General features: G+C 40.6%; 22 protein-coding genes. 5 read left to right on the top strand and 17 right to left on the bottom strand.

Features of this window, described 5'->3' with window-relative positions; all coding sequences use genetic code 11:
* The first annotated feature begins 460 nt into the window (after nucleotides 1-460).
* Nucleotides 461-1,594 (top strand): NADH-dependent flavin oxidoreductase, encoded by a 1,134-nt coding sequence (locus ACFQU8_RS08150; RefSeq protein ID WP_382358715.1) that lies wholly within the window; start codon nucleotides 461-463, stop codon nucleotides 1,592-1,594.
* Between the two features lie 115 nt (nucleotides 1,595-1,709).
* Here the strand turns inward: ACFQU8_RS08150 and ACFQU8_RS08155 are convergent, their stop codons facing one another.
* The 13 genes from ACFQU8_RS08155 to ACFQU8_RS08215 all read right to left on the bottom strand — a co-directional run bounded on the left by ACFQU8_RS08155 (nucleotide 1,710) and on the right by ACFQU8_RS08215 (nucleotide 12,558).
* The gene (locus tag ACFQU8_RS08155; RefSeq protein WP_382358716.1) at nucleotides 1,710-2,225 is read right to left on the bottom strand and encodes a DUF6141 family protein; all 516 of its coding nucleotides are present in this window, start codon (nucleotides 2,223-2,225) and stop codon (nucleotides 1,710-1,712) included.
* A gap of 78 nt (nucleotides 2,226-2,303) precedes the next feature.
* Nucleotides 2,304-3,212 (bottom strand): hypothetical protein, encoded by a 909-nt coding sequence (locus ACFQU8_RS08160; protein WP_382358717.1) that lies wholly within the window; start codon nucleotides 3,210-3,212, stop codon nucleotides 2,304-2,306.
* A 535-nt stretch (nucleotides 3,213-3,747) separates the two neighbouring features.
* Nucleotides 3,748-4,455: a hypothetical protein gene (locus tag ACFQU8_RS08165; protein WP_382358718.1), complete on the bottom strand. Its 708-nt coding sequence runs from the start codon at nucleotides 4,453-4,455 to the stop codon at nucleotides 3,748-3,750.
* Complete coding sequence (locus ACFQU8_RS08170) at nucleotides 4,456-5,313, bottom strand: ABC transporter ATP-binding protein (protein ID WP_382358719.1); 858 nt, start codon at nucleotides 5,311-5,313, stop codon at nucleotides 4,456-4,458.
* Complete coding sequence (locus ACFQU8_RS08175; RefSeq protein ID WP_382358720.1) at nucleotides 5,310-5,681, bottom strand: GntR family transcriptional regulator; 372 nt, start codon at nucleotides 5,679-5,681, stop codon at nucleotides 5,310-5,312. The genes ACFQU8_RS08170 and ACFQU8_RS08175 overlap by 4 nt, the downstream gene beginning before the upstream one ends.
* A gap of 410 nt (nucleotides 5,682-6,091) precedes the next feature.
* The gene (locus tag ACFQU8_RS08180; protein ID WP_382358721.1) at nucleotides 6,092-6,889 is read right to left on the bottom strand and encodes a fumarylacetoacetate hydrolase family protein; all 798 of its coding nucleotides are present in this window, start codon (nucleotides 6,887-6,889) and stop codon (nucleotides 6,092-6,094) included.
* A gap of 821 nt (nucleotides 6,890-7,710) precedes the next feature.
* Nucleotides 7,711-8,061: a hypothetical protein gene (locus ACFQU8_RS08185; RefSeq protein ID WP_382358722.1), complete on the bottom strand. Its 351-nt coding sequence runs from the start codon at nucleotides 8,059-8,061 to the stop codon at nucleotides 7,711-7,713.
* 112 nt (nucleotides 8,062-8,173) lie between these two features.
* Nucleotides 8,174-8,542 (bottom strand): thiol-disulfide oxidoreductase DCC family protein, encoded by a 369-nt coding sequence (locus ACFQU8_RS08190; RefSeq protein ID WP_382358723.1) that lies wholly within the window; start codon nucleotides 8,540-8,542, stop codon nucleotides 8,174-8,176.
* 126 nt (nucleotides 8,543-8,668) lie between these two features.
* Complete coding sequence (locus tag ACFQU8_RS08195; protein WP_382358724.1) at nucleotides 8,669-9,490, bottom strand: SDR family oxidoreductase; 822 nt, start codon at nucleotides 9,488-9,490, stop codon at nucleotides 8,669-8,671.
* A gap of 83 nt (nucleotides 9,491-9,573) precedes the next feature.
* On the bottom strand, nucleotides 9,574-9,966 hold the full coding sequence (locus ACFQU8_RS08200) for a disulfide bond formation protein DsbD (protein WP_382358725.1): 393 nt from the start codon (nucleotides 9,964-9,966) through the stop codon (nucleotides 9,574-9,576).
* 55 nt (nucleotides 9,967-10,021) lie between these two features.
* The gene (locus ACFQU8_RS08205; protein ID WP_382358726.1) at nucleotides 10,022-10,321 is read right to left on the bottom strand and encodes a hypothetical protein; all 300 of its coding nucleotides are present in this window, start codon (nucleotides 10,319-10,321) and stop codon (nucleotides 10,022-10,024) included.
* A gap of 731 nt (nucleotides 10,322-11,052) precedes the next feature.
* Complete coding sequence (locus ACFQU8_RS08210; RefSeq protein WP_382358727.1) at nucleotides 11,053-11,760, bottom strand: AAA family ATPase; 708 nt, start codon at nucleotides 11,758-11,760, stop codon at nucleotides 11,053-11,055.
* A gap of 3 nt (nucleotides 11,761-11,763) precedes the next feature.
* Nucleotides 11,764-12,558, bottom strand: coding sequence for a hypothetical protein (locus ACFQU8_RS08215; RefSeq protein WP_382358728.1), 795 nt, complete (start codon nucleotides 12,556-12,558; stop codon nucleotides 11,764-11,766).
* Nucleotides 12,559-12,878: 320 nt separating this feature from the next.
* Here ACFQU8_RS08215 and ACFQU8_RS08220 point away from each other — a divergent pair, with 320 nt between their 5' ends.
* Nucleotides 12,879-12,962 (top strand): putative holin-like toxin, encoded by an 84-nt coding sequence (locus ACFQU8_RS08220; RefSeq protein WP_382358737.1) that lies wholly within the window; start codon nucleotides 12,879-12,881, stop codon nucleotides 12,960-12,962.
* Between the two features lie 248 nt (nucleotides 12,963-13,210).
* Here the strand turns inward: ACFQU8_RS08220 and ACFQU8_RS08225 are convergent, their stop codons facing one another.
* Entirely contained in the window at nucleotides 13,211-13,924 is a 714-nt protein-coding gene (locus ACFQU8_RS08225) for an EcsC family protein (protein WP_382358729.1), read from the bottom strand.
* 246 nt (nucleotides 13,925-14,170) lie between these two features.
* On the opposite strand from ACFQU8_RS08225, the gene ACFQU8_RS08230 reads away from it, so the two are divergent.
* Together ACFQU8_RS08230 and ACFQU8_RS08235 are read left to right on the top strand one after the other, a co-directional pair.
* On the top strand, nucleotides 14,171-15,370 hold the full coding sequence (locus ACFQU8_RS08230) for a site-2 protease family protein (RefSeq protein WP_382358730.1): 1,200 nt from the start codon (nucleotides 14,171-14,173) through the stop codon (nucleotides 15,368-15,370).
* Nucleotides 15,371-15,514: 144 nt separating this feature from the next.
* On the top strand, nucleotides 15,515-16,840 hold the full coding sequence (locus ACFQU8_RS08235; RefSeq protein WP_382358731.1) for a cyclic 2,3-diphosphoglycerate synthase: 1,326 nt from the start codon (nucleotides 15,515-15,517) through the stop codon (nucleotides 16,838-16,840).
* Here ACFQU8_RS08235 and ACFQU8_RS08240 read toward each other — a convergent pair.
* A complete protein-coding gene (locus ACFQU8_RS08240) occupies nucleotides 16,777-17,178 on the bottom strand; it encodes a hydantoinase B/oxoprolinase family protein (protein WP_382358738.1) in 402 nt (133 codons plus the stop codon). The two genes, ACFQU8_RS08235 and ACFQU8_RS08240, sit on opposite strands and share 64 nt — an antisense overlap.
* Before the next feature lie 114 nt (nucleotides 17,179-17,292).
* On the opposite strand from ACFQU8_RS08240, the gene ACFQU8_RS08245 reads away from it, so the two are divergent.
* Nucleotides 17,293-17,376, top strand: coding sequence for a putative holin-like toxin (locus ACFQU8_RS08245; RefSeq protein WP_382358739.1), 84 nt, complete (start codon nucleotides 17,293-17,295; stop codon nucleotides 17,374-17,376).
* Nucleotides 17,377-18,067: 691 nt separating this feature from the next.
* Here ACFQU8_RS08245 and ACFQU8_RS08250 read toward each other — a convergent pair.
* Both ACFQU8_RS08250 and ACFQU8_RS08255 read right to left on the bottom strand, forming a co-directional pair.
* Entirely contained in the window at nucleotides 18,068-19,687 is a 1,620-nt protein-coding gene (locus ACFQU8_RS08250; RefSeq protein ID WP_382358732.1) for an amidohydrolase, read from the bottom strand.
* A gap of 36 nt (nucleotides 19,688-19,723) precedes the next feature.
* A complete protein-coding gene (locus ACFQU8_RS08255; protein WP_382358733.1) occupies nucleotides 19,724-21,133 on the bottom strand; it encodes a sodium/glutamate symporter in 1,410 nt (469 codons plus the stop codon).
* Between the last annotated feature and the right edge of the window lie 455 nt (nucleotides 21,134-21,588).

Consider the following 21,588-nt stretch of genomic DNA (forward strand, 5'->3'; position numbering starts at 1 on the left):
CTTCTGTTATGTTTGAGCAAGCATGATAAAAAAATAATGAATTTTGCTAATTAAACGATGTTGTTTAACACTATAACACAAAGAAACAAAAATCCATAAACGTGTATTTGAAGGTTTTTCCGAGAAAACCATAGCATTTTTATAATTATTTTACATAAAACAATAGTTATCCAGAAATTCAAGGAATATAGCAATCATTTGCATCATTTTATGGGTTTTGATTTTAGAAAAGATATGTGCCGAAACAAAACGTCGGATGTATGGTCAGATACCATCTGTACCCTTCCTGCGTGACATGACTATCACCATGTTTACATTAACTGTAAACAATTTCTCAAGTCTTACGTTTTGATAAACCAATTGTTTAGTTTATAATGATTTGGTCGCGGATTTGAAAAGGTGAAATAGCTAGAATGGCTAATCGCTCTTCTGATAATAAATACGAGGAGGCATTACAGTAATGGATAAAAAGTTCGAACCACTATTTGAAAACGTAACATTACCCAATAAAGCTGAATTAAGGAATAAATTTGTCTTAGCACCACTCACGCATACATCTTCTAACGACGATGGCACCATTTCTGATGTGGAAATTAACTATATGGAACAACGCTCGACAGATGTCGGATTAGCGATTACGGCAGCCAGTTATGTGACTGATTTAGGAAAGTCATTCCCAGGCCACCCTTCCGTTTCGCGTGATTCAGATCTGGATGGATTAAAACGATTGGCTGCTGCAATGAAGAAAAATGGCGCCAAAGCAATTGCCCAAATCCATCATGGCGGGGCTCAGGCATTGCCGCGTCTAACATCAAGCGGCGAGGCTGCAGCTCCAAGCCCTATCACCTTAAAAAGCTTCGATGAAAGTGAAGAACATTATGCCCGGCAAATCACGCAAGACGAAATTGAAGAAACGATTACGGCATTTGGCGAGGCGACGCGCAGAGCGATCGAAGCAGGATTTGATGGTGTCGAAATCCACGGAGCCAATCACTATATCATCCAGCAGTTTGTGTCACCCCACTATAATCGCCGTGATGATGAATGGGGAGAAGATCGATTAAAATTCCCTATGAGAGTGGTCGATGAGGTGGTTAATGCGGTTAAAACGCATACTGATGATTCGTTCATCATTGGCTACAGATTCTCACCAGAAGAAGCCGAAAATCCGGGTATCACGATGGAAATCACGGAAGACCTGGTCAAACATTTAGTTGAAAAACCACTGGATTATTTACATGTTTCATTAATGGACGTGCACGCTAAAACGCGTGTCGGCAAGTATCAGGGTGAAGAGCGCATTAAACTGCTTCACGAGTGGATTGATGGCCGTATGCCATTACTTGGTATCGGATCCATATTCACGCCTGAGCAGGCATTAGAGGCTGTCGAGACAGGAAATATTGAACTTTTGGCATTAGGCAGGGAGATCCTGTTAGATCATAATTTCGTTAATAAAATCGAAAATGATGCAACGGACACCATCATTTCAAAATTCGATCCGTATCGAGAAGATAAGCATGATTTACCACCTAATTTATGGGACGCATTTAATGACGGCTTCTATCCATTGCCTAGAACGGATGGTAAGTAAGTATTTAATTCAATAGCCCGGATTGAACATCAAAGCCGTTGTGTAAACGCAATGGCTTTGATGTTTTTTGATTAAATGGTACGTTTGTTTAATATAATAGGCTAAGCATGATATATTACAGTTCCTTTCGTACCGAATCTATTGCCCGCTTTAACTCGTCTGGCTTTTGAGTGCCGATGACCAGTTTACTATAATTGAAGCTTAACTCTATACCCTCTTTTCCAATCAGATTATAAGCTTTTTCATTCTCAAAATTAAATCGCAATCCCCAACCGCCAAACCGTTTGAGAGGGCTATACGTCATACGTTGATAATCACGTATATCTTTGAAAAGGTACTTCCTGTAATGAATATGAAAAGGAACAAAACGTATATAAACGCCATCATGATGGACTTCAACAACGAGTTTTAATACGCCTAGCATGATCACTGGAAAAGCAATGCCAAAAAGGACCCAAAGGATAATCGTCACCACGTCTGGAGCAGGGTTATTTCCTATTGGCACACCAAACACAATCTGCTGAATAAACCAGTACCACATTAAAACAGCTACCGCTAAAATTAATCCCCAATACCAAATTTGCCGCGGCCGCTGGACTTCCCGGTACACCATCTCATTATTTTCATCCATTTAAACACGTCCCTTTTGTTAACATTTGCTCAGAAGCAGTCACTTAATCGATGTTCTCTATTCAATTAGCAGGCTTCATCAAATCTCCATTCCTGAAGCAAGGCGTTCTTTCAATTTTGTCATTCTATCCTCGTCTGCATAGGTGTCAAAGAACGGCGTATTAATCGAGTCATGTATCGATTGTTTGATGATAGATGCATCACGCGGTACATTCGTCCCCAAATCTAAATCTTCCAGCCATTCTTGCAATAGATAAAAATAATCATCACTTCGTAACGCCAAAGGAAAAAGATCATGAATACATCCATCCACAAATTTTTCGAGATAAGTGTACATCAAATCACTATTTCCCTGTGAGGCGGCACGTTGTGCTACGCTATAATAAAATTGCAAACATGTATTGGGATGGAGCCACCGCAGGGAATACAGTTCAATAAGCCCTTCTATTCGATCTATCGTTTCATTAAAAATGGGCAGATCAGACGAGACGAGCTGTAAGTAATTTGGACTGCTTCCAACAACTTCAATAATATTCTGATACATCATCACTTGAATGACCCGCTTTGCTTGTGTCTGGTTATCAAGTTGTTCATAGGCAGTAGCCAGTAATACTTCATCCCCCATTTTTGGTTGGTTAACCGCCTCCAATAAATTCAATGCTGTTTCAGGGTTAGCCTTTATAAGAGCAATAGATGCCTGCAGATAATTGATTTGCTTCGTTATCCAGATATCGTCGCTTAATTTACGGCCGTGTTCTAACCATTCATCTGCAGCATTAAGTATGCTAGCGCTATGTTCACTCAACATATGATGATTCAACATCAGAATACTCATTTGCAGCAAGAAGTTGCTGTCATGATAAAAACGTTTGACTTGTTCTTCAACATCGGCATGCACTTGGTCAAAGGGTTCTTGACTGAATCGATAAGTGAATGCAGCATACTGACTTCGTATGTCTTCTTTTGATAACTGCCGTTCATAGCCCAATAGATCATCTACCGTGATATTAAAATAAGCAGCCAGCTTCGGCAGTAAGAAAATATCAGGCTAACCTTTATTTTTTCCATTTGGAAACAGTTGCTTTGGATACTTGGCAATGTTCAGCTAATCTATCCTGTGTCACTTGAAGACGTTTCCGCTCCCTCGAAATAATTGTTCCAATCTGCAACATTTCACTATCCCCCCTTTAACTCTTATTGTATAGTTAAATATAAGTTGACTCAATCAACCATTCAGATACTTTTAAATGATGAAATTAACTCAAAGTTGATTAAGTGATTGATTATAAAACAGGATATTATGTCATCTTATACTTCGACATTATTACCCGGGAAATAACATGAATCACAGTCGTTTTGTAGCAATCGACGCAATCAGCGCTTCGTTGAGGTTCAGCGACAATCATTTCTTGTTTAGATTTTAAATGCTTTTTCAGTCAAGAAGACTAGCGTTCAACAAAATCTGGGCCGTGCCAGGCACCTTAAAAAACGGCTGCTTCACCTCAAAACAGCCGTTAATCCGTCTACTTTACGATGACCGTTGTGATTCGCCGCAATAATAGGAATGAGATACCATAAAACAGCAACCCCATACCAAACAGCTGATAAAAGAATGTCATTTCAATATCGGCAAATAAATCAATTATAAAATCAATGAGCCAGCCCTGGGCAATGCCCAATAACATAATAACCACCAGAGCTCCCAGAACACTTCCTGCACCTGCTAAACCATATTTGTAAAACAAGAGACCCAGGACAAACATGATCACAAAAAAGAAAAACATGATCGACGTATCCATAACAATTCGTGTGTACCATGTGTTATTTAGAAAATATGCCGGATGGAGAAATGAAAACAGCTCAATCCCGGCTGTCTTCATGAATGCCATAACAAGCTCCTGCAGGATACTGGCAGCAACAGCCATCAAAAATGAGAGCGCCAGATAAAACACCCCTGTGCTAACAAACAAATTCTTGCGTGTCGCCCCCATCTTGATGGAAAAAGGCACGAATTCCTTCACGCTCACAAAACCAAAAATAGCGCAATAAACATACATCGGCCCAGTTAAGGATACCGTAAACATCCCATCGCCGTTATCAACACGAGCCAGAAAGTAAGTGATGACCAGAGATATTACTAAGATTGCCAGTAAAATCGTGTAGAAAATGGCCAGCGACCTGCGAATGTCCGTTCCAAAAAAGTAAAGCAGTCCCTTTATTTGTCGTCTCATTTATTGCGCCTCCTTTTCCTCGGTTAAATAAATCATTAATTTCTGAATAGGAATACTTTCAACAGAAAGACCTGTTGCTTTAGCCTGCTCCATACTTCCGTAAACATAGGCGGTCATCACTCCAGTAAATGCCTCGCTATGGATGATTTCTTTATCCTGGATAAATGCCTCAACATCCTCGGCAGATCCGGAAACAGCATAAGCACGATGCCGCAATTGCTCAGCCTCTTCTTTTAACACCAGTTTGCCATTCTGTAAAATCAGCACGTCCTCAAACATCAGACTGACTTCATCAATCAAATGTGTCGATAAGATGATCGTTCGCTTCTCAGACTCATATTCGTCCAGTAATTGATCGTAAAATGTCTTACGTGCAGCTGCATCAAGCCCAATATAGGGTTCATCAAAAATCGTAATAGGTGCCTTGCTTGCCAAACCGACGATAATACCAAGAGCTGAGGCCATTCCCTTAGACAATGCTTTGACCTTGGCATCCGGATCCAGCTGATATTTGCGAATCAGTTCATCAGCCAATGCCTGATCCCATGTGGGGTAAAAATAAGCGTAAATCTGCAGGACATTTTTAACTTTTAACTCAGCTTTAAAGTTATTAGTTTCCTGGATTAAACAAATCGATTCTGTCAGACGCTGATTATCAAACGGATTGGCGCCATTAATACGAATAGCCCCTTCAGACGCTAAAATATGCCCAGCTAATATTTCCATAAATGTTGTCTTACCTGCGCCATTTCGTCCCAGCAGCCCAATAATTTTTGGCTCCGTCAGGGTGAATGACAAATCGTCCAGCACCTTCTTGTTTTTATAGGTTTTCGATAGATGGTTTACATCAATTTTCATGACTCGGCATCCTCCCTCTTAATCATTTCCAGTAACTCATCCTGGCTGATGTACAATTTCCTGGCTTCACGTTTTAATGGCACTACATAATGGTCATAAAATGTCTGCTTCCGTTTCCTGACGAGAATCGTTTCTGCATCTTCCGTCACAAACATGCCGACACCCCTCCGCTTCACTAAAATACCTTCATCCACGAGCTCATTGATCCCCTTCGCCGCTGTCGCTGGATTGATTTGATAGTGTTTAGCAAATTCATTCGTAGACGGAATACGTTCACCCGGTTTGACCGTGCCATTAATGATTGAATCCTCCAGCTGTTCCTTAATCTGCAGGAAGATGGGACTGTTTTCATCCAATTGAAACGTCATGTTTAAGCTCCTTGCGTTCTTTGTTAACTACTTATGTGGTTAACTATATAACTAATTAAGTATAATGTCAAAATCGTTTGAAATTACTGATATATCTTAGAACAAAAGCACACTAAAAAACCTGCTTTTTTCAAGCAGGATCTATTTCGCCGGCTCAAAGTATTTAATCAAACTAGTTGAACCCGGTATGCTAATCTAATGGAATATTTAATCATATTAACCTTGCTGAACTCAAATGCCGTTTGATTGCTTGTTCCAGGTGGACCCATTCCAAAAACCAGTCTGTCTTCTTGCCAATAGCATTCGACAAAATCCGGGTCGTGCCAGGCACCTAAATCTGCGGATAAAATCTTAAAAGAAAACCCCGCGATATGAATCGCAGGGTTGTTTAACAAAGCATTATGTCATTTCTATTTCACACCGTTAGAGAGCTTTCCGATTTGCTCGACTTCCACAACAACAGTATCGCCCGCCTTCATAGGACGGCTTCCAGCAGGTGAACCAGTAGCCAAAACATCACCTGGTTCCAATGTCATGATCTGTGAAATCCAACTGATGAGAAAAGGAATGGAGAGTGACATCTGATTCGTATTGCCCTTTTGAACGACATCACCATTTAATGTCGTGACGATCCCTAAATTAGTGGGATCAATGCCTTTAACGATATACGTTCCTATAGGTCCAAACGTATCAAAACCCTTGCCACGCGTGAACTGAGGGTCGGTTTGTGTAAGATCCCGTGCTGTCACATCATTAAATATGGTATAGCCGAAAACATGCGTCAATGCGTCCGCTTCTGTTATATCTTTGCCTCTTTTTCCAATAACAATGGCCACCTCTCCCTCCATTTCCACCTGCGTGGTTAAATCCTTGGAAGGAAGCATGATCGTTTCCTGATCAGCAATCATAGAAGATGGCGGTTTAAAAAACAGAAAAGGCTCATCCAGATCAGCCTCTCCCCCAGTCTCTTCGGCATGTTCCGAATACGTCCACCCAAAATTAATAAGTTTTGACGGTTCGACGGGCTCCAGAATCGTCACATTTTCATACTTAACGCTGGTCCCATCGTAATTTAAGTCATCGTTTACAATATCCGTAAAATCACTCGTCAGTTGTTCAATGTCGCCATTTTCGAGAATACCATAGTACACTTGTCCGTTATGCTGCTGATAACGAACAATCCGCTGCGTTTCTTCCGTTGTTTGCATGTTAACACCAGTCCTATAACGTTAGCTTCATTTTATCTTCTGTCATTTTTGGTTTTTCATTCGGCATTTAAATACTTCTGCTGACTCATGCTTTTTCTGCCGTAAGTTATCCGATGAACTTGAAAGCGTTTCTACAGCATTATGTTATCACATTGAAAATTACACGGCTAGTCATGACGCCTGGAATTTTTTTAAATTATGACGGATTGCTTTTTCATTGTTATTGGAACTGGTTTATATGGAGGGGATGGAGAGGAAGCAAAGTGGTATGCACTGAATGGAGAAGTCTCTTTCGGCAGTGCTGCTAGCTGAATTCAGCGCAATATGGGGGTTAATTATTCTTTTTAACTTGTTCACTTATGGTGTCTAATTTCTTTTCAATTCTATCCAATTGTTTAGATCACTTTGAACGTGAGTGAAAAGCTGACACGATAAGGACAATAATCACTATAAAAGCAATTAGAAACGCTAACTGGGATATCATATCTTCCAGATGCCATCCTCCAATAGCAGCCAAAATATAAATAATAAATACCTCCTTTTCGCTCAACTAAATGACTCTGTTTGTCGCAATATAATTCTAATTAAAGCAGTTAAAAATTCTTATTGTGTCTCTTTATTTTAACATGTAAAAACTGAAAGTAACCACTATTGGTGGAGTAAAACATTTTGTTAATTGTACAAATTTTAATATTAACTATCAAAAGACACACTAATTCACACCAAAATTCACAAATGCTTTAGCATACTAATGAACAGCAAAATAACATAGCAACAATAAATAGTGTCACTACGTTAAAAATGCCGCAGCATTGTTCTATTTAATTGTCTGGATTAAAATCAACTAAATCCGCTTTGTCTGCGTTTTCATGGAATTTCTTTTGATTGGATGAGTACTCATATACCCTGAGTTTATAATGTTCCAGGTCTTTTTCCGATAAATTGTCTGCCAAATAATTTTTGACTTTGTTTTTATCTCCCTTATCAAATACAGTCACCGTCATGACAGTATGATCATCATCGAATTGTGTACTTTGAATACTATACTGGTCCCATAATGAATCAACCACATCTTCTGTACTGTATGAGTCTTTCTGTACAAAAACCAGGAGCACAAATGCAGCAACAGCCCCTGCTGAAATGAGAAGAGCTGACTTGCTTTTTAGACCCATGTTTTAATTCTCCTAACCGTAAGATTCCGTTCCCTTGTCAGTCTTATGGGAAAAGCTTCTCCCCTTTTTTCGATGAAATCTATAAGCCCTGTGCCTTATATTGAATGTCTTTTTAGATCTGGGGTACGTATGATTGACGTCCAAACCAATGGTAACGATTTCTCGATACCCACATGTACAAAGGCGACAGGATTCGATCGATGTAAGGCAAATAGAATAGCCAGCTTACAGGAAATGTTACTGGCAAGAGCGTTAATATTTTTCGTATGGTATAAAAACCCTCGTATATCCTACCTTTGGATGAAAGCATCTGAATGCGGTCATAGATATCCCGGTTTTTCAAAAAGCTATAGTCATTGTTATTTTCGGCGTCCTGAACGGGAATCCATCGAATCCGCCGAAACCAGTCCAGCTTACCAACCACCCACTTCACACTTGAGCATAAAGGACATCTGGCATCGTAAAAAACGGTATGTTTCATTTGGAAATATCTCCTTAACAGCTTTTTTCGCTCAGTTTAGTACGGACTATTTAAACAAGTTTCCCTATTCGTTTCGTGCTTAAATATGCCAGCATTCGACAAAAACCGGGCCGTGCCAGGCACCGCTCAGTCTGTTGTGTCTTTCCAGCCTTTTTCAAATAACATTTCGGCTGGCCATGTATAAGCAGTTAGGCCGCCATCGCCGGTAATGATCTCGCCTGTCACAAACGAACTGTCACTTGATGCGAGAAACAGAGCGATGCTCGCCATTTCTTCCGGTTTGCCTAACCGTCCCATTGGCGTGACCCATTTCTGGGCATCGCGGAATGTCTTGCCACCCTCATTTTCTTCCGTTCCTGCCATTTTATCGACGAGCGGTGTTTCAATGGTTCCGGGGGCGATAGCATTGGCACGAATGCCTTGACGTGCATAATCAAAGGCCGTCGCTTTCGTCAGGTTGTTCACCCCGCCTTTCGCAGCATTGTAACCGACACGTTCGAAGTCAGCTTCCGAGCCGGACATGGAGGACGTATTGATAATAGAGCCGCCCCTATCCAGCATTAGCGGAATCATATACTTGCTCATCAAAAACGTGCCGCGCAAATCAATATTTATAATAGCATCAAACGCCTCGACAGGATATTCGTGAACTTTTCCGCCATCACGGTCAATACCGGCATTATTAAACAAAACATCAATTCTTGCGTGCTTCTGCTTGACTTTTTCCGTCAATGCTTTAACACTTTCCTCTTCGGAAACATCCACATAATATGCTTCCGCCTCACCACCGGAGTCACGTATTTCCTGTGCTGTTTTTTGAACCGTCTCCTCATCTCGATCAGCACAGAGTACCATTGCCCCTTCATCAGCAAACCGCTTGGCACTCGCACGCCCGATACCTGTCGCCGCACCCGAGATAACGCATACATATTGATCAAGTCTCTTCATCGTCAGGCCCCTTTCGTAATCAGTACTCATTAGTCTTTACCACATCGCAAAAATCATCAAACAAAGGACCATTGCTGGCAAACTCATGATTTATGAGACTCTAAATGATTGGAGACTTTGTAAATGATGCTGCCAAATAGAAACATTGCAGGCGTTAACGAAAGGATAGTAGCGATTATCAGGCTGATCGTCTTGATAACGCCTGTTAAATGCAGCATATCGTTAATAATATAGTTCCCTAATTGAATTAAGCCAAACGCAACAGCCACTGATACCACTAATGCAAATAAGATTAAAGCGGCTTGCGAGAATGACAGCTTCCCTAGTTTTTTAATGCTGCCATCACTGATTGAAAAACTTATATAAGATAATGCAAGTAACAATGAATACAAGCCTGAATAGCCCATGATGATCCAGAAAACGCCTATTGCTATAAGAAACATCCAGCCGGCTGTATTAAACAGCTTTTGACTCACTTTAATGTTCACCTTTCCAGTCCTTTCTTAATCTGTTTTGAGAACGTTTGAGGCTTCAATAACCCATTTGATCTAATCCGATTGCTATAATAATCATAATCGCACCAATGCCAGCTAAGATACCTGAGACTATCCCAGCTGCAGCCCCGAACCACGGGGTAACGATAGCTGCCAGTATGGCTATAACGCCAATCATAATCAAGAGCACACCAACCCTGTTTCCCAGCCTTGTTTTATTAACCGGCTCCCACATTTGCGTGACATCTGCAAGAAAGGAAAATACCTTTTTTGCCTGGACCATATAGCCGGCCCAAATTAAAAATGCACCTATAAGTATACCAATAAATAAATTCATATTTGCTTTCACTCCCATTTTACTGCTAATCAATATGGTTATAAATACCAACTTTATTTTAACATAATTCAAACATTTTGTATTAAAAGCTAAAAAGTTCTTCAGTCATAACAAATAAAGTATAATAGACTGGCTTCGCATGAGGGATCTGGCAGCACTGCCGATCTGCCGTTAGTCTTCGATTGGGAGACTTCCCAGGGAGGGAGGCGCTTGCCGATGGACATTGTTAGTGCGCTAACGCTGATGATATCCTTCGGGATGCTGATAGCGTTTATCGTTTCTAATAATAACCATAAAAAATAACCCCTCATGCACTCTAACAGGTAAGTGAGGGATTATTGTCCTGAGCTGCCAACCCCTCTTGTGGGGTTCAGTTTATAATGACCGTTCCATGTAACCGCATGGGTGGTCTTTTTTAGTGTATGCTCTTCTATATATAGAATACGCCATTTTGGATAGCAAGTAAACATCCAAAACCGTGCCATAGCGGAGGTTAAACGTTGCCGATTTATGAATGTCATGCGTCTATTTTACTGATTGACCATAAATCATTCAGGCTTTTAACTGTTTCAAGTTAAACCAATAGATAATACAACAGCTATAAAAATAAAAGCGCAATAACCTTTTAAAATTTTTCACATAGCAAGTTCTACTAAACACGACATCTTTCGTTAAATGAATATGTTTCGACGGATACCAACAATAGCATTACCCGAACACAGCCCTCTATTTCATACCGTATCCAAAAAGTTCTGAAAGGCTGTGTCTGGATTTTCTGCATTATATTCCTTCAAGAAAGATGAATAGTCACCAGTAAATGCGATCCTTCCTTCATGCAGAAAATTCATTTGGCAAGACGTATGGGCCAGCTCATGCAAAATATGGGTAGACATCAGAACATGACTCTTTTCCTGGGCAGCCAAATGTTCGAGTGAACGCATAACCATGGATCTCATAGCGGGATCCAGATCTGTTGTGGGTTCATCAAATATGTAAAGTTTCCTATCAAGCGCGGCGATCGCTCTGATCATTATCCACCTGCGTTCACCGCCGGACATATCACCAAACTTTGTATTCCGCAACCGGACCATCATGTCAAGCTCTCTCGGAAACAATTGATCCAAAAACTTCTTTTCCAGACTTCGAAAGGGTTCGCGGGGATTATCAGATTTCAGAATAAGCCGCAGAAGATCTTTTCCTTGTACATAAGATGATAAAGAATTTCCCTGAAGTTGATAGACAATCTCGTTCTTTTGAAATGGACTTTTAAAATCTGAAACATCATGCAAACCACTAATGATATCCAGAAGCGTTGTTTTACCAGCTCCGTTTGTGCCAATAAGCACATTCAATTTGCCTGGATGTAACGTTAAAGCTGCATTATCCAACAGTGGTTCCTTCTGTTGTTTATATTGAAAGTTGATCGGCCCTAATTTCATACTTTACCTTCCTTTTTTTGAAATAATGCTCATCTCTTGACAGGATATGCTTCCCACTAAAAGATAAACCGCCAGCGGCAATACAGAAAAACCGATGAGGATACTTCCAGCACCGCTCAGCATGCTGTGGATCGATTCAGCGCTTGTGACAATAACTTGAGCAGGATTCAGGAAGTCGTTCAAATAAACAAAATAATCCATAACTGTGCCGGTATCAATCTTTAACCCTATCAAACTTACCAAAAACAGGACTATAAAAGTTAGTATCGGACCGATGCTATTGGATCTTATCGGCATTGCAGCAATAAGTACAATGAAAAAATAAATTGGAATGACTACCGGAATAAGTATTAGCAAACTAGTGACGAGCAAGCTGGCTATCGGCTGCTCTTGAAACAGACCGATGAAGACCGTAAATAATATTAGATTCACCCACAAAAAAAGACACTGGGACAGAATTCTGCCAAGTATGATAGGGAATTTGCTTCCGGTTATATACGTATACATTTTCAAAAAGTTTTGATCCCGCATAAAGAGTAAATCGATTCCGATACCTTGAATACCGGTTATGAGAATGATATAACTCCAGTAAAATAAAACGTCATAACTAAAAGCTTCATAAGTCATGTTGGTTCGTTCATTGAAATCATTTATGATAAGAAAAATAATAGGAGCGCCTAATGACCATATGTAAGAAATTTTATTATAGAAAATTTCTTTATTAAAAATTTTAAAGTACTCAAAGCTTCTAAGAATCGTTGAAATGCCACCCCATACCCAATTACTCAATAAATTCATCCCTTTTTAGTAATATTCGGAAATTATAAAATGCAATATACTTAGTTTAGTATAAAAATCAACGCAAGAAAATAACAAATAATTAATGGACGAAGCCGTGCCAGGTACATGAACAATTCAGAAAAATCATAGTAGTGTATGTACCTGGCACCCTGTGCTCATCACTCTGCAGCCCTTCCATTTCTTTTAATGTTTGCATAATAATGTATGCATAATCAGTGATGGTATTATATTCTATTAGAAATATGTTATTGTAAAGTGCGTGTCATAAGGCTTTCTTAGGGTGGCTCACCCCTTTTATAAAGGGGGGGTGATCGAATATGACAGTTTTTCAGAGCCTGATTCTCATGATTTCTTTTGGAAGTCTGATTGTGGCGATTCTGTCATTTTCAAATAAAAAATAACCACCCTATCTTAGCCTGACAAGCATCTAGGATGGTTATTTATTCCTATCAATGTGAGTCACCCTGTGAAGGGTTGTGACACACGGCCGTCCATGTATCCGCATGGGCGGTCTTTATTATATTATACTCTTCTATATATAGTATACGCCATTTTTTATAGCAAGTAAACATCCAAAACCGTGCCAGGTACATAAAATATTCATAAAAATCACAATAGTGTATGTACCTGGCACCCTTGCCAAACGCGCCTACAACATGCGCTCTAAATAGCGTATCCTGTAAGCATTTTTGGCGGTTTCACCCAGCTGGTCCAGTAAATTGTGGTTGGCATAGGCTCCGAACACGGCGCCAAAACCTGGCACTAACTGCAGCAATTTGATAATATCCATATAATCCCGGTATTCCTGCTGAAACACGTGCCAATCCATATCTAAAAGCCCATTTTTTTGGTTTTCCCAATCGATTATAATCCGGTATGTTTCTCGGCGCTTCTCATCACTCGAAAAAGCAAGCTGGAAGACGTGCAGCAGAAATAGCCGCTCTTCATAACTTTTTGTTTCTACCCCATAGATGCTGGCTGCCTCAAATAAAAATTTCATCTTAATCTGCAGAAGCATCGGAAAGTCTGCAAGGCCTAAGAAGAATCCACCTGTACCTGTCCCAGCACCTTCTGCCGTGGCCGTTCGCCGGTAAGCAGTCAACTTTTCGTCTAAAAGCCGGTCCCTTTCATACAAGGAATGCTCGCTCGGGTAATGACTTGTCGTTGTTAAGTCCGAACCGAACAAGGTGGCTTTCACCATTTGCTTAATGCTTGTTGTAATGATCGCATGTGCTTTATCAGGTATTTTGCTGTTTATTTTATTCTGTGTTTTTTTAGACAGCCGTTTGAACCAGCTGGAACGCCTGAAAATCTTCGTCTCCCATTCGTACAGTTCCTGCTGAACCAATGCTTCATAGTCCATGTTAAAACCTCCAGCATGGGAATCAAAAGACCCTCGCCATAAACCTTCATATTGAAATAAGTTCCGATTAATCTTAGCACACTATCATTAGCAGATGTAATGATCCAGGAAAACGTGACATCTTATTTTTGATTGCTGTCTTTGTTAATTGTTGCGAACTAATCCGGATCGTGCCAGACACCAGCTATCTGGGTAATCCCACTCTCCCAGTCCTTCGCTGAATATGGTAAAATGGATAGAAATTGGATGCGTTTAGAAAGGTTGGCTATTATGGCAACGAATACAAACAACAATACCAAGCGAGGCTTATGGGGATGGCTCGCAGTCATCGGGGTGTTTCTTGCGGCGAAACTGAAATGGGTGCTTGCGCTGTTTAAAATCGGCAAGTTTGCAACGCTTGCGTCGATGTTCGTTTCATTGGGCGGATATGCTCTGTTTTTTGGCTGGAAGTTCGCGTTCGCTATCGTCTATCTTATTTTTGTCCACGAAATGGGGCATCTCATTGCGGCCAAGCTGCGGAACATTCCGACCAGTCCGGCCGTTTTCATTCCGTTTTTGGGCGCCGCTATCGGCATCGATCCGAAAAAAATCAAGGATGCGGAAACGGAATTTTTTGTGGCGTATGGAGGCCCGCTGGCGGGATTCATTTCTATTATGCCAGCCGTCGCCCTGTATTTGATGACACAAGAGCCTTACTGGGGCCTGGTCATACAGCTCGGTGCGCTTATTAATCTGTTTAATCTCTTTCCTGTTTCACCGCTTGACGGCGGACGGATCGTGACCGTTCTGTCAACAAAAATATGGCTTATCGGGCTTTTGGCGATGATTCCAGTTATGTTCCTGTCGCCGGATCCGATTATCATGTTGATTTTCATTTTTGGTATTTTCACATGGTGGGAACGTTATAAAGACAATGCACGCATCGAGATCCTGCGCCATGAAGAAACTGTACGGTCCAAATGGAACGACGCCTTGAAGCGTATCGCTCCGGATGAATCGCAAGACGCGTCGCATGCAGAGCAAGATCCGCTCCAGGCGCGTGCTTTAAAAAACCAAATCGCGAGCAGGCTCGATACCATCAATGCTCACCTTTCGAATGAGTCGGGAAAGGCTATCCCGATCATTCAGGAAACTAAGCGCAATGATCTTAAAAAGCTTCGAACGGAAAAAAACATATTGCAAGGTTTGTTCAGTAACGTCAAAAACTATGAAATGGCCTTTTATGAAAACACGCCGCTTGATAAGGATTTGACTAACGTCATCCGTGAAAACGAAAAAAAGCTGGCGCCAATTCGACAAGAAATCAACCAAGCCAAAGCCTATTACAAAACGTCTACCAGCACAAAAATCCGCGCCTTGTCCCTGTATCTCGGCCTGGCCATTGTATTGGCACTGCTGCTCGTGTACGGGATGAATATATTGGAGGCAAGTAACATTAGACAGTAGATCAGGGGCCTCTCGATTAAGGTGAATCGTTTTTGAAAATTGATATTTGCCAACTTTTCATTGCAAAATAGTCCTATTTGATTTAAAATACAGAAAATAAAAACAATTAAGACGCTCAATGACAATCATTGGAGGCTTGTATCTATGACAACCAAAAACGTTATTATTATAGGTGCGGCGGGGAGAGATTTCCATAACTTTAATACCTATTACCGGGACAATGAAGCATACCGGGTTGTTGCGTTTACAGCAGCACAAATACCCGATATTGACGGGCGCCGGTATCCCCCTGAATTGGCAGGCAGCCTGTATCCGGAAGGCATTCCTATCTATTCGCAGGATCAATTGCCTGACTTGGTTCGGACCTATGAAGTGGATGAGTGCGTGTTCGCCTACAGTGACATTCGCTACGACGATGTGATGAGCATCAGTGCCATGGTGAATGCGGCAGGAGCCGACTTCAAACTGCTCGGCCCGAACAGTACGATGCTCACAAGCCAAAAGCCAGTTATTTCAGTTTGTGCGGTCAGAACCGGAACCGGTAAAAGCCAGACATCACGGAAAATCATCGAAACACTGATGGCGCATGGCTTAAACGTCGTTGCTGTGAGACACCCCATGCCATATGGTGATTTGAACGCCCAGCGTGTTCAGCGATTTGCAACAGTTGACGATTTGAACAAACATCAATGTACGATTGAAGAAATGGAAGAATATGAACCCCATGTCGCAAGAGGCAATATTGTGTATGCCGGCGTGGATTATGAAAAAATATTAAAAGCAGCCGAAAACGACCCGGATGGCTGTGATGTGATTTTATGGGACGGCGGCAATAATGACTTTTCTTTCATTGAGCCAGACCTAGCTGTAACGGTTCTCGATCCGCATCGCCCGGGGCACGAACTGGCCTATTACCCCGGCGAAGTATGTTTAAGAACAGCCGATGTAGCCATTATTAACAAAGTCGACAGTGCGCCAGAAGAATCTGTTCGTACCGTGGAAAACAATATCAAACAAACCAACCCCGGGAGCACGATCATCCAAGCCGAATCTGCCATCACCGTCGATCATCCCGAACGCATCACCGGCAAACGCGTCCTCATCGTGGAAGACGGCCCAACATTGACACACGGCGAAATGAAAATCGGTGCCGGTTCTGTAGCAGCTGAGCGTCTGGAAGCCCAGGAAATCGTCGATCCGCGTCCATTTGCAGCCGGAACTCTGCTAGAGACATTCAAGCAATACCAGCATATCGGCAACGTCCTGCCAGCGATGGGCTACGGCGAGCAACAATTGCAGGACCTTCAAGATACGATCAATAACGCTGACTGCGATGCCGTCATCATCGGCACACCCATCGATCTGACGCGCGTTATAGCGATTGATAAACCATGTACACGCGTGCACTATGATTTAAACGAAGTCAGTGGTCCGAGTTTGGATGATATTTTGGGGGATTTTATAGGATAGGTGATTGTATTTTGGTTAGGCGGAGGTGGAAAAAAGCTTTGGTGATCACCAAAGCTTTTTTCCGTTTTACGGGGTTGTCTCAGGGGTGGATCACCATAGCCGCCACCTGTTGCCATCATTAATTTCAGCACATCACCTTTTTGTAAAACATAGCGCGGATACACACCATGTGGTCCATCTATTTCACTGTTAGCTTTATGGATATTAAACTCGTTTACTGAGCCCTCTAAACTACCATTTGCTCCCCATAATCTATACTTGTTACATCCAAATGTAAGCGTGGCTTCTTGTCCGTCTGTAAGGGCACGGCACGACCTTATAACGCCTTTGCCCCCTATCTTATCACCTTTTCACAATTTTTTATCATCTGCTAGAAATATGTTATTATAAATTGAGTGTCATAAGGTTTTTCTTAGGGTGGCTCACCCCTTTTGTAAAGGGGGTGATCGAATATGACAGTTTTTCAAAGCCTCCTTCTCATGATTTCCTTTGGAAGTCTGATTGTGGCGATACTGTCTTTTTCTAATAAAAAATAACCACCCTATATTAGCCTGACAAGCATTTAGGGTGGTTTTTGCCTATTAAATGTGAGTCACCCTTTGGAGGGTTATGACACGTGACCGTCCATGTATCAGCATGGGCGGTATTTATTATTGTATGTTAATTTATATATAGTATACCTCATTTTCTGCAGAAAATAAACATGTTTGTTTTTCTCGACCTTAGCAGGCACCGAAGTTAAGGGGCTCGGACAAAACGTATTCATTCAGTTCAAAATGCGAACAATGTTGAAGCGACATGACCGCTGAGGGAAAATGCTGCGCTTTCCGGGGAGGCGGCTGGCAAGCCTCCTCGGCCTATTGGCCTGCGGGGTCTTCCCTATGCCTTTGCTCCCCTAGGCGTCTTCGCATTTTCCCTTCGCTCCATTTAGTGACTAAATTAAACCGAACTCATTCACTTTGATAAGCGATATTTGTTCGGGTTTGTTTTGTTGGGCATCGTTTTGTCCCAGCCTCTTCATATATAAACTATGATTTTTTTTAATAGACTAAAATATTTGTGAGCGTAACATAGTTTGTGTAAACGGATATGATGAAATGGTGGTCATAGAAAAAGGAAGACCCTTTCCTGTAGAATAGAGTTAGCCACAAAATACCCACAGGAGGTCTTCCCTATAATTTATAGTTGTATATTTGATCGGATACCGCTATTGTCAGAAATCTATTTCTACTCAGTAAGTACAGATTCTGATTTGTAAATAGTTTTTCCTTCCTTTATAGTTTCTTCAATTTGTATTTCATTTATTTTCATCTTATCCATTTTTAATGGATTCTTATCTAGTATAACTAAATCTGCAAACTTTCCCTCTTTTATACTACCTTTTTGGTCTTCTTCAAAGTATGAATAGGCTGCATTAATTGTAGCGGCCTTCAAACCTTCGTAAACGGTTACACATTCCTCAGAACCAATATTAGTGCCCTTCCTCGTGAGCCGATTAACGCCACACCATATGGCATCAAGCATATCCGGTTTCACTATCGGCGAGTCCTGGTGGAAATTAACCATAAGCCCTTTACGAAAGGCTGACTCGGCAGGACTGATCAAACTTCCGCGTTTTCGCCCCAGGTTTTTTAAATGAACATCACCCCAATAATATGTGTGAGACACAAATATAGATGGTATCATCGATAATTCAGCCATTTTATCTAATTGGTCATTTCGAACCGTTTGGCAGTGGATCATAACCGGACGCAAACGTTGCTTATCGGGATTGTCTGATTCCTGCAATGCCGATTCGTAATTTCTTAAAAGCTGTCCGGAAGCAGCATCACCATTACAGTGCGTAAGAAGTTGCATCCCATCATTAATGGCCCTAGACACATATTCTTTCACTTGTTCATCCTGGTATCTGGGATAGCCGCAGTAGCTTTCCTCACCTTCATATGGTTCAGTCAGCCATGCTGTTCTACCTTGTGGTGAACCATCCAAAAACATTTTGTATCCACCAATCTTAAGACTATTGTGATATTTTTTAACATATTCTTCATTGTTTTTAATGTCTTCCGGATTTTCAGCTACTAATGGATACGCTACCACATCTAATTTTAGTCTTTCTTGATCAGCTACAGCTTTTAAAAGTTCAAGTGTCTCGTGCGATGTTGCACCGTCTTGGGCTGTAGTGATTCCATTTCTTATATAAATCTCCTGGCCTTTATTAAATGCTTCTAGTTGGTCCATTCCCATATCCGATGGCAGACTGCTTTGTATGGACATAAAATTACCTTCTTCCAAGTAACCATCAGGTTTTCCTGTTTCCTCTTTTCTTCCAATATGGCCTCCTTCCATATCAGGAGTATTTTCGTCAATTCCAGCCATTTTTAAAGCAGCATCATTCACACAACCCATGTGACCAGACGCATGAAAAATAACTATCGGATTGTCCGCGGATACTTGATTTAACACATCCTTTTTTGGATGCTCCCTTTCTTTTAAGATATTGTGATCATAACCAAAACCTATAATGTAATCTTCTTTTCCTGCGCCATTATTCTGCATATACAATTTAAGTGTCTGTATTATTTCATTGAAAGTTTTACACGTGCTTAAATCAGCCATAGACGCTATCTGACCAACCATTGAAATATGACTATGGGGATCAACAAAACCTGGCATTAATGTGTTTCCTTTTAAATCAATCTTTTCAATACTTGAATCATTCATCATGTCCTGAAACTCTGTCAGACGGCCAACCTTTTTAACAATATCGTTCTCTGTCAACACTGCTTCTGCAGCATCATCTGCCTTCTCCATGGTAATAATGTCTCCACCATAATATAATTTTCTCATTTAAAATATCCCCTTTCTTTTAACATTTATTTAGAGTTACTTAGCAGCAAATGTGTCTATCTCTTCGTTTTCGTCTTCAGATTCCGGTTTTGTTTTCCAAGTATATGTTTTTTTGCCCAATGACTTTAAAAATTTCAACAATATCAAGTAGACAGGTACCGGTGCCAAAATCAATAATATCCCGATATTCCAAGAAAATGTACCGGACGATATGGCAAATATCGAAAGAACTGTCAGAAATGAGGGCATCATAGCAAGGTTCATTAAGCCTAATTCAATCGCCGCAGTCGTTTTAAATGTTGGATCAATAATCCTTATAAGCGCGAGACCACTGTGTACCTGACCAGTGGTTGCCCCAAATAAACCAAGAGTCCTTTCAAAGTCATTACGCCCTCCTATTCTTTGACCAAAAAAGATACATATTGCAAGAACAAAGATAGATACTACAATGGATGTTATAATAATTGGAATCATCCAGTTGCCCACGAGACTCAATGGGACACCCATAAATGATGAAACAACTAAATAATCAGTTGCCCAGCCGGTGATTTTAGATTGAAAAGTGTTATCAAGCATATAGTCAATTCCCAATTTTTTCAGAATAAATTTCATCAAATAACCTGAAAACATACCGTAAACAAACAGCAAACCAGAAAAGGTAGAACCTATAGCCGGAATATATGAAACAGCCTCTGATATTAACAGGGCCATTATCAGACAGAGGCCAATAATCGCGAAATGAAATGTCATCGTATCAATATTGCCACTAAACATTGTTTCCTTTCCCAGTTCCTCTCTTTTTTCCTCCTTCGTATAAAATCCTCTTTTAATAAAATCTGCAATTTTGGCCGAACCAAGGTTCTTCGCCATTCCCTTTTTGATTCCTAATCTGGCCAGTGGTACCCCTATAACAAAGCAAATGATAAACCCGATTGCAGCAAAAGTAATACCTACTGTAGCAGCATTTTCAATCCCGTATTGCTGCTCCATAACCGTACCAAAAGTCGAAGCCTGACCTGGTCCCTGCGTAAAAGCAAAAGGAATGATCAGACCATAGATTGGATTCATTCCAAAAAAACCACCAATACCCATAATGACAAGTGCTCCAACCAATGGTGTCAGCGCATACAGTATGTTCCAAATCAATCCTAATCCTATTGCTCCCTTAGCAATATTTTTTCCACCAGATTTTTCTGACTCTGATTCATTATTACTTGTCAAAGTTAGTGAAATGAACATGATCGCAAATAAGTAGTTAACTATATTGATATACATATTTGAGTCGGTCGATGTAATAAAACCAGTATTCATAACAATAAATCCCAATATACCAGCAATAATACTCGTAGGGACCAGCATATTTCTGATAAATGGGACCTTTACCCGAATGACTAAACCAATACACAGCATAATACTTGCCAGCCCAAAGGCCACTACAACACTCATAAAACCTCCCTTTCAGATTTAACCACAAGGACCCAACCATTTCCGTGGTTTAATGTTTCGTCCACGTAATGTAATCGCTTACAAAATTTTGCTGACCATAAAATTTAGAAAGAGCTGATCTTAGAATAAAGTTTGCTACATTTGAACCATTGATTTGATTTCAAGATACATACGATCTTTTGATCAAAAAGGACTAATTATTCTTTATAACAACTATTCAGATTCAAAGAATTTGTAGCCTCCTCTTTAAAATTTGATAGTATCTTCAATTATTTATCTTAATTTTCATTATATTATAAATTCGTTGATATACAACAGTGTTTAGTTAATTTATTTATTTTAAGATTTTATAAGTGAATCAATTTCATAATTGCTCTTATTAAAAACGCAAAGACCTGCAGAATTTCTAATGTGTATTTTTTTAAAATTCCTCTAAGCAGCCTGCTGCTGCTTTA

The organism is Lentibacillus kimchii (assembly GCF_042666895.1).
GTDB lineage: Bacteria > Bacillota > Bacilli > Bacillales > Amphibacillaceae > Lentibacillus > Lentibacillus kimchii.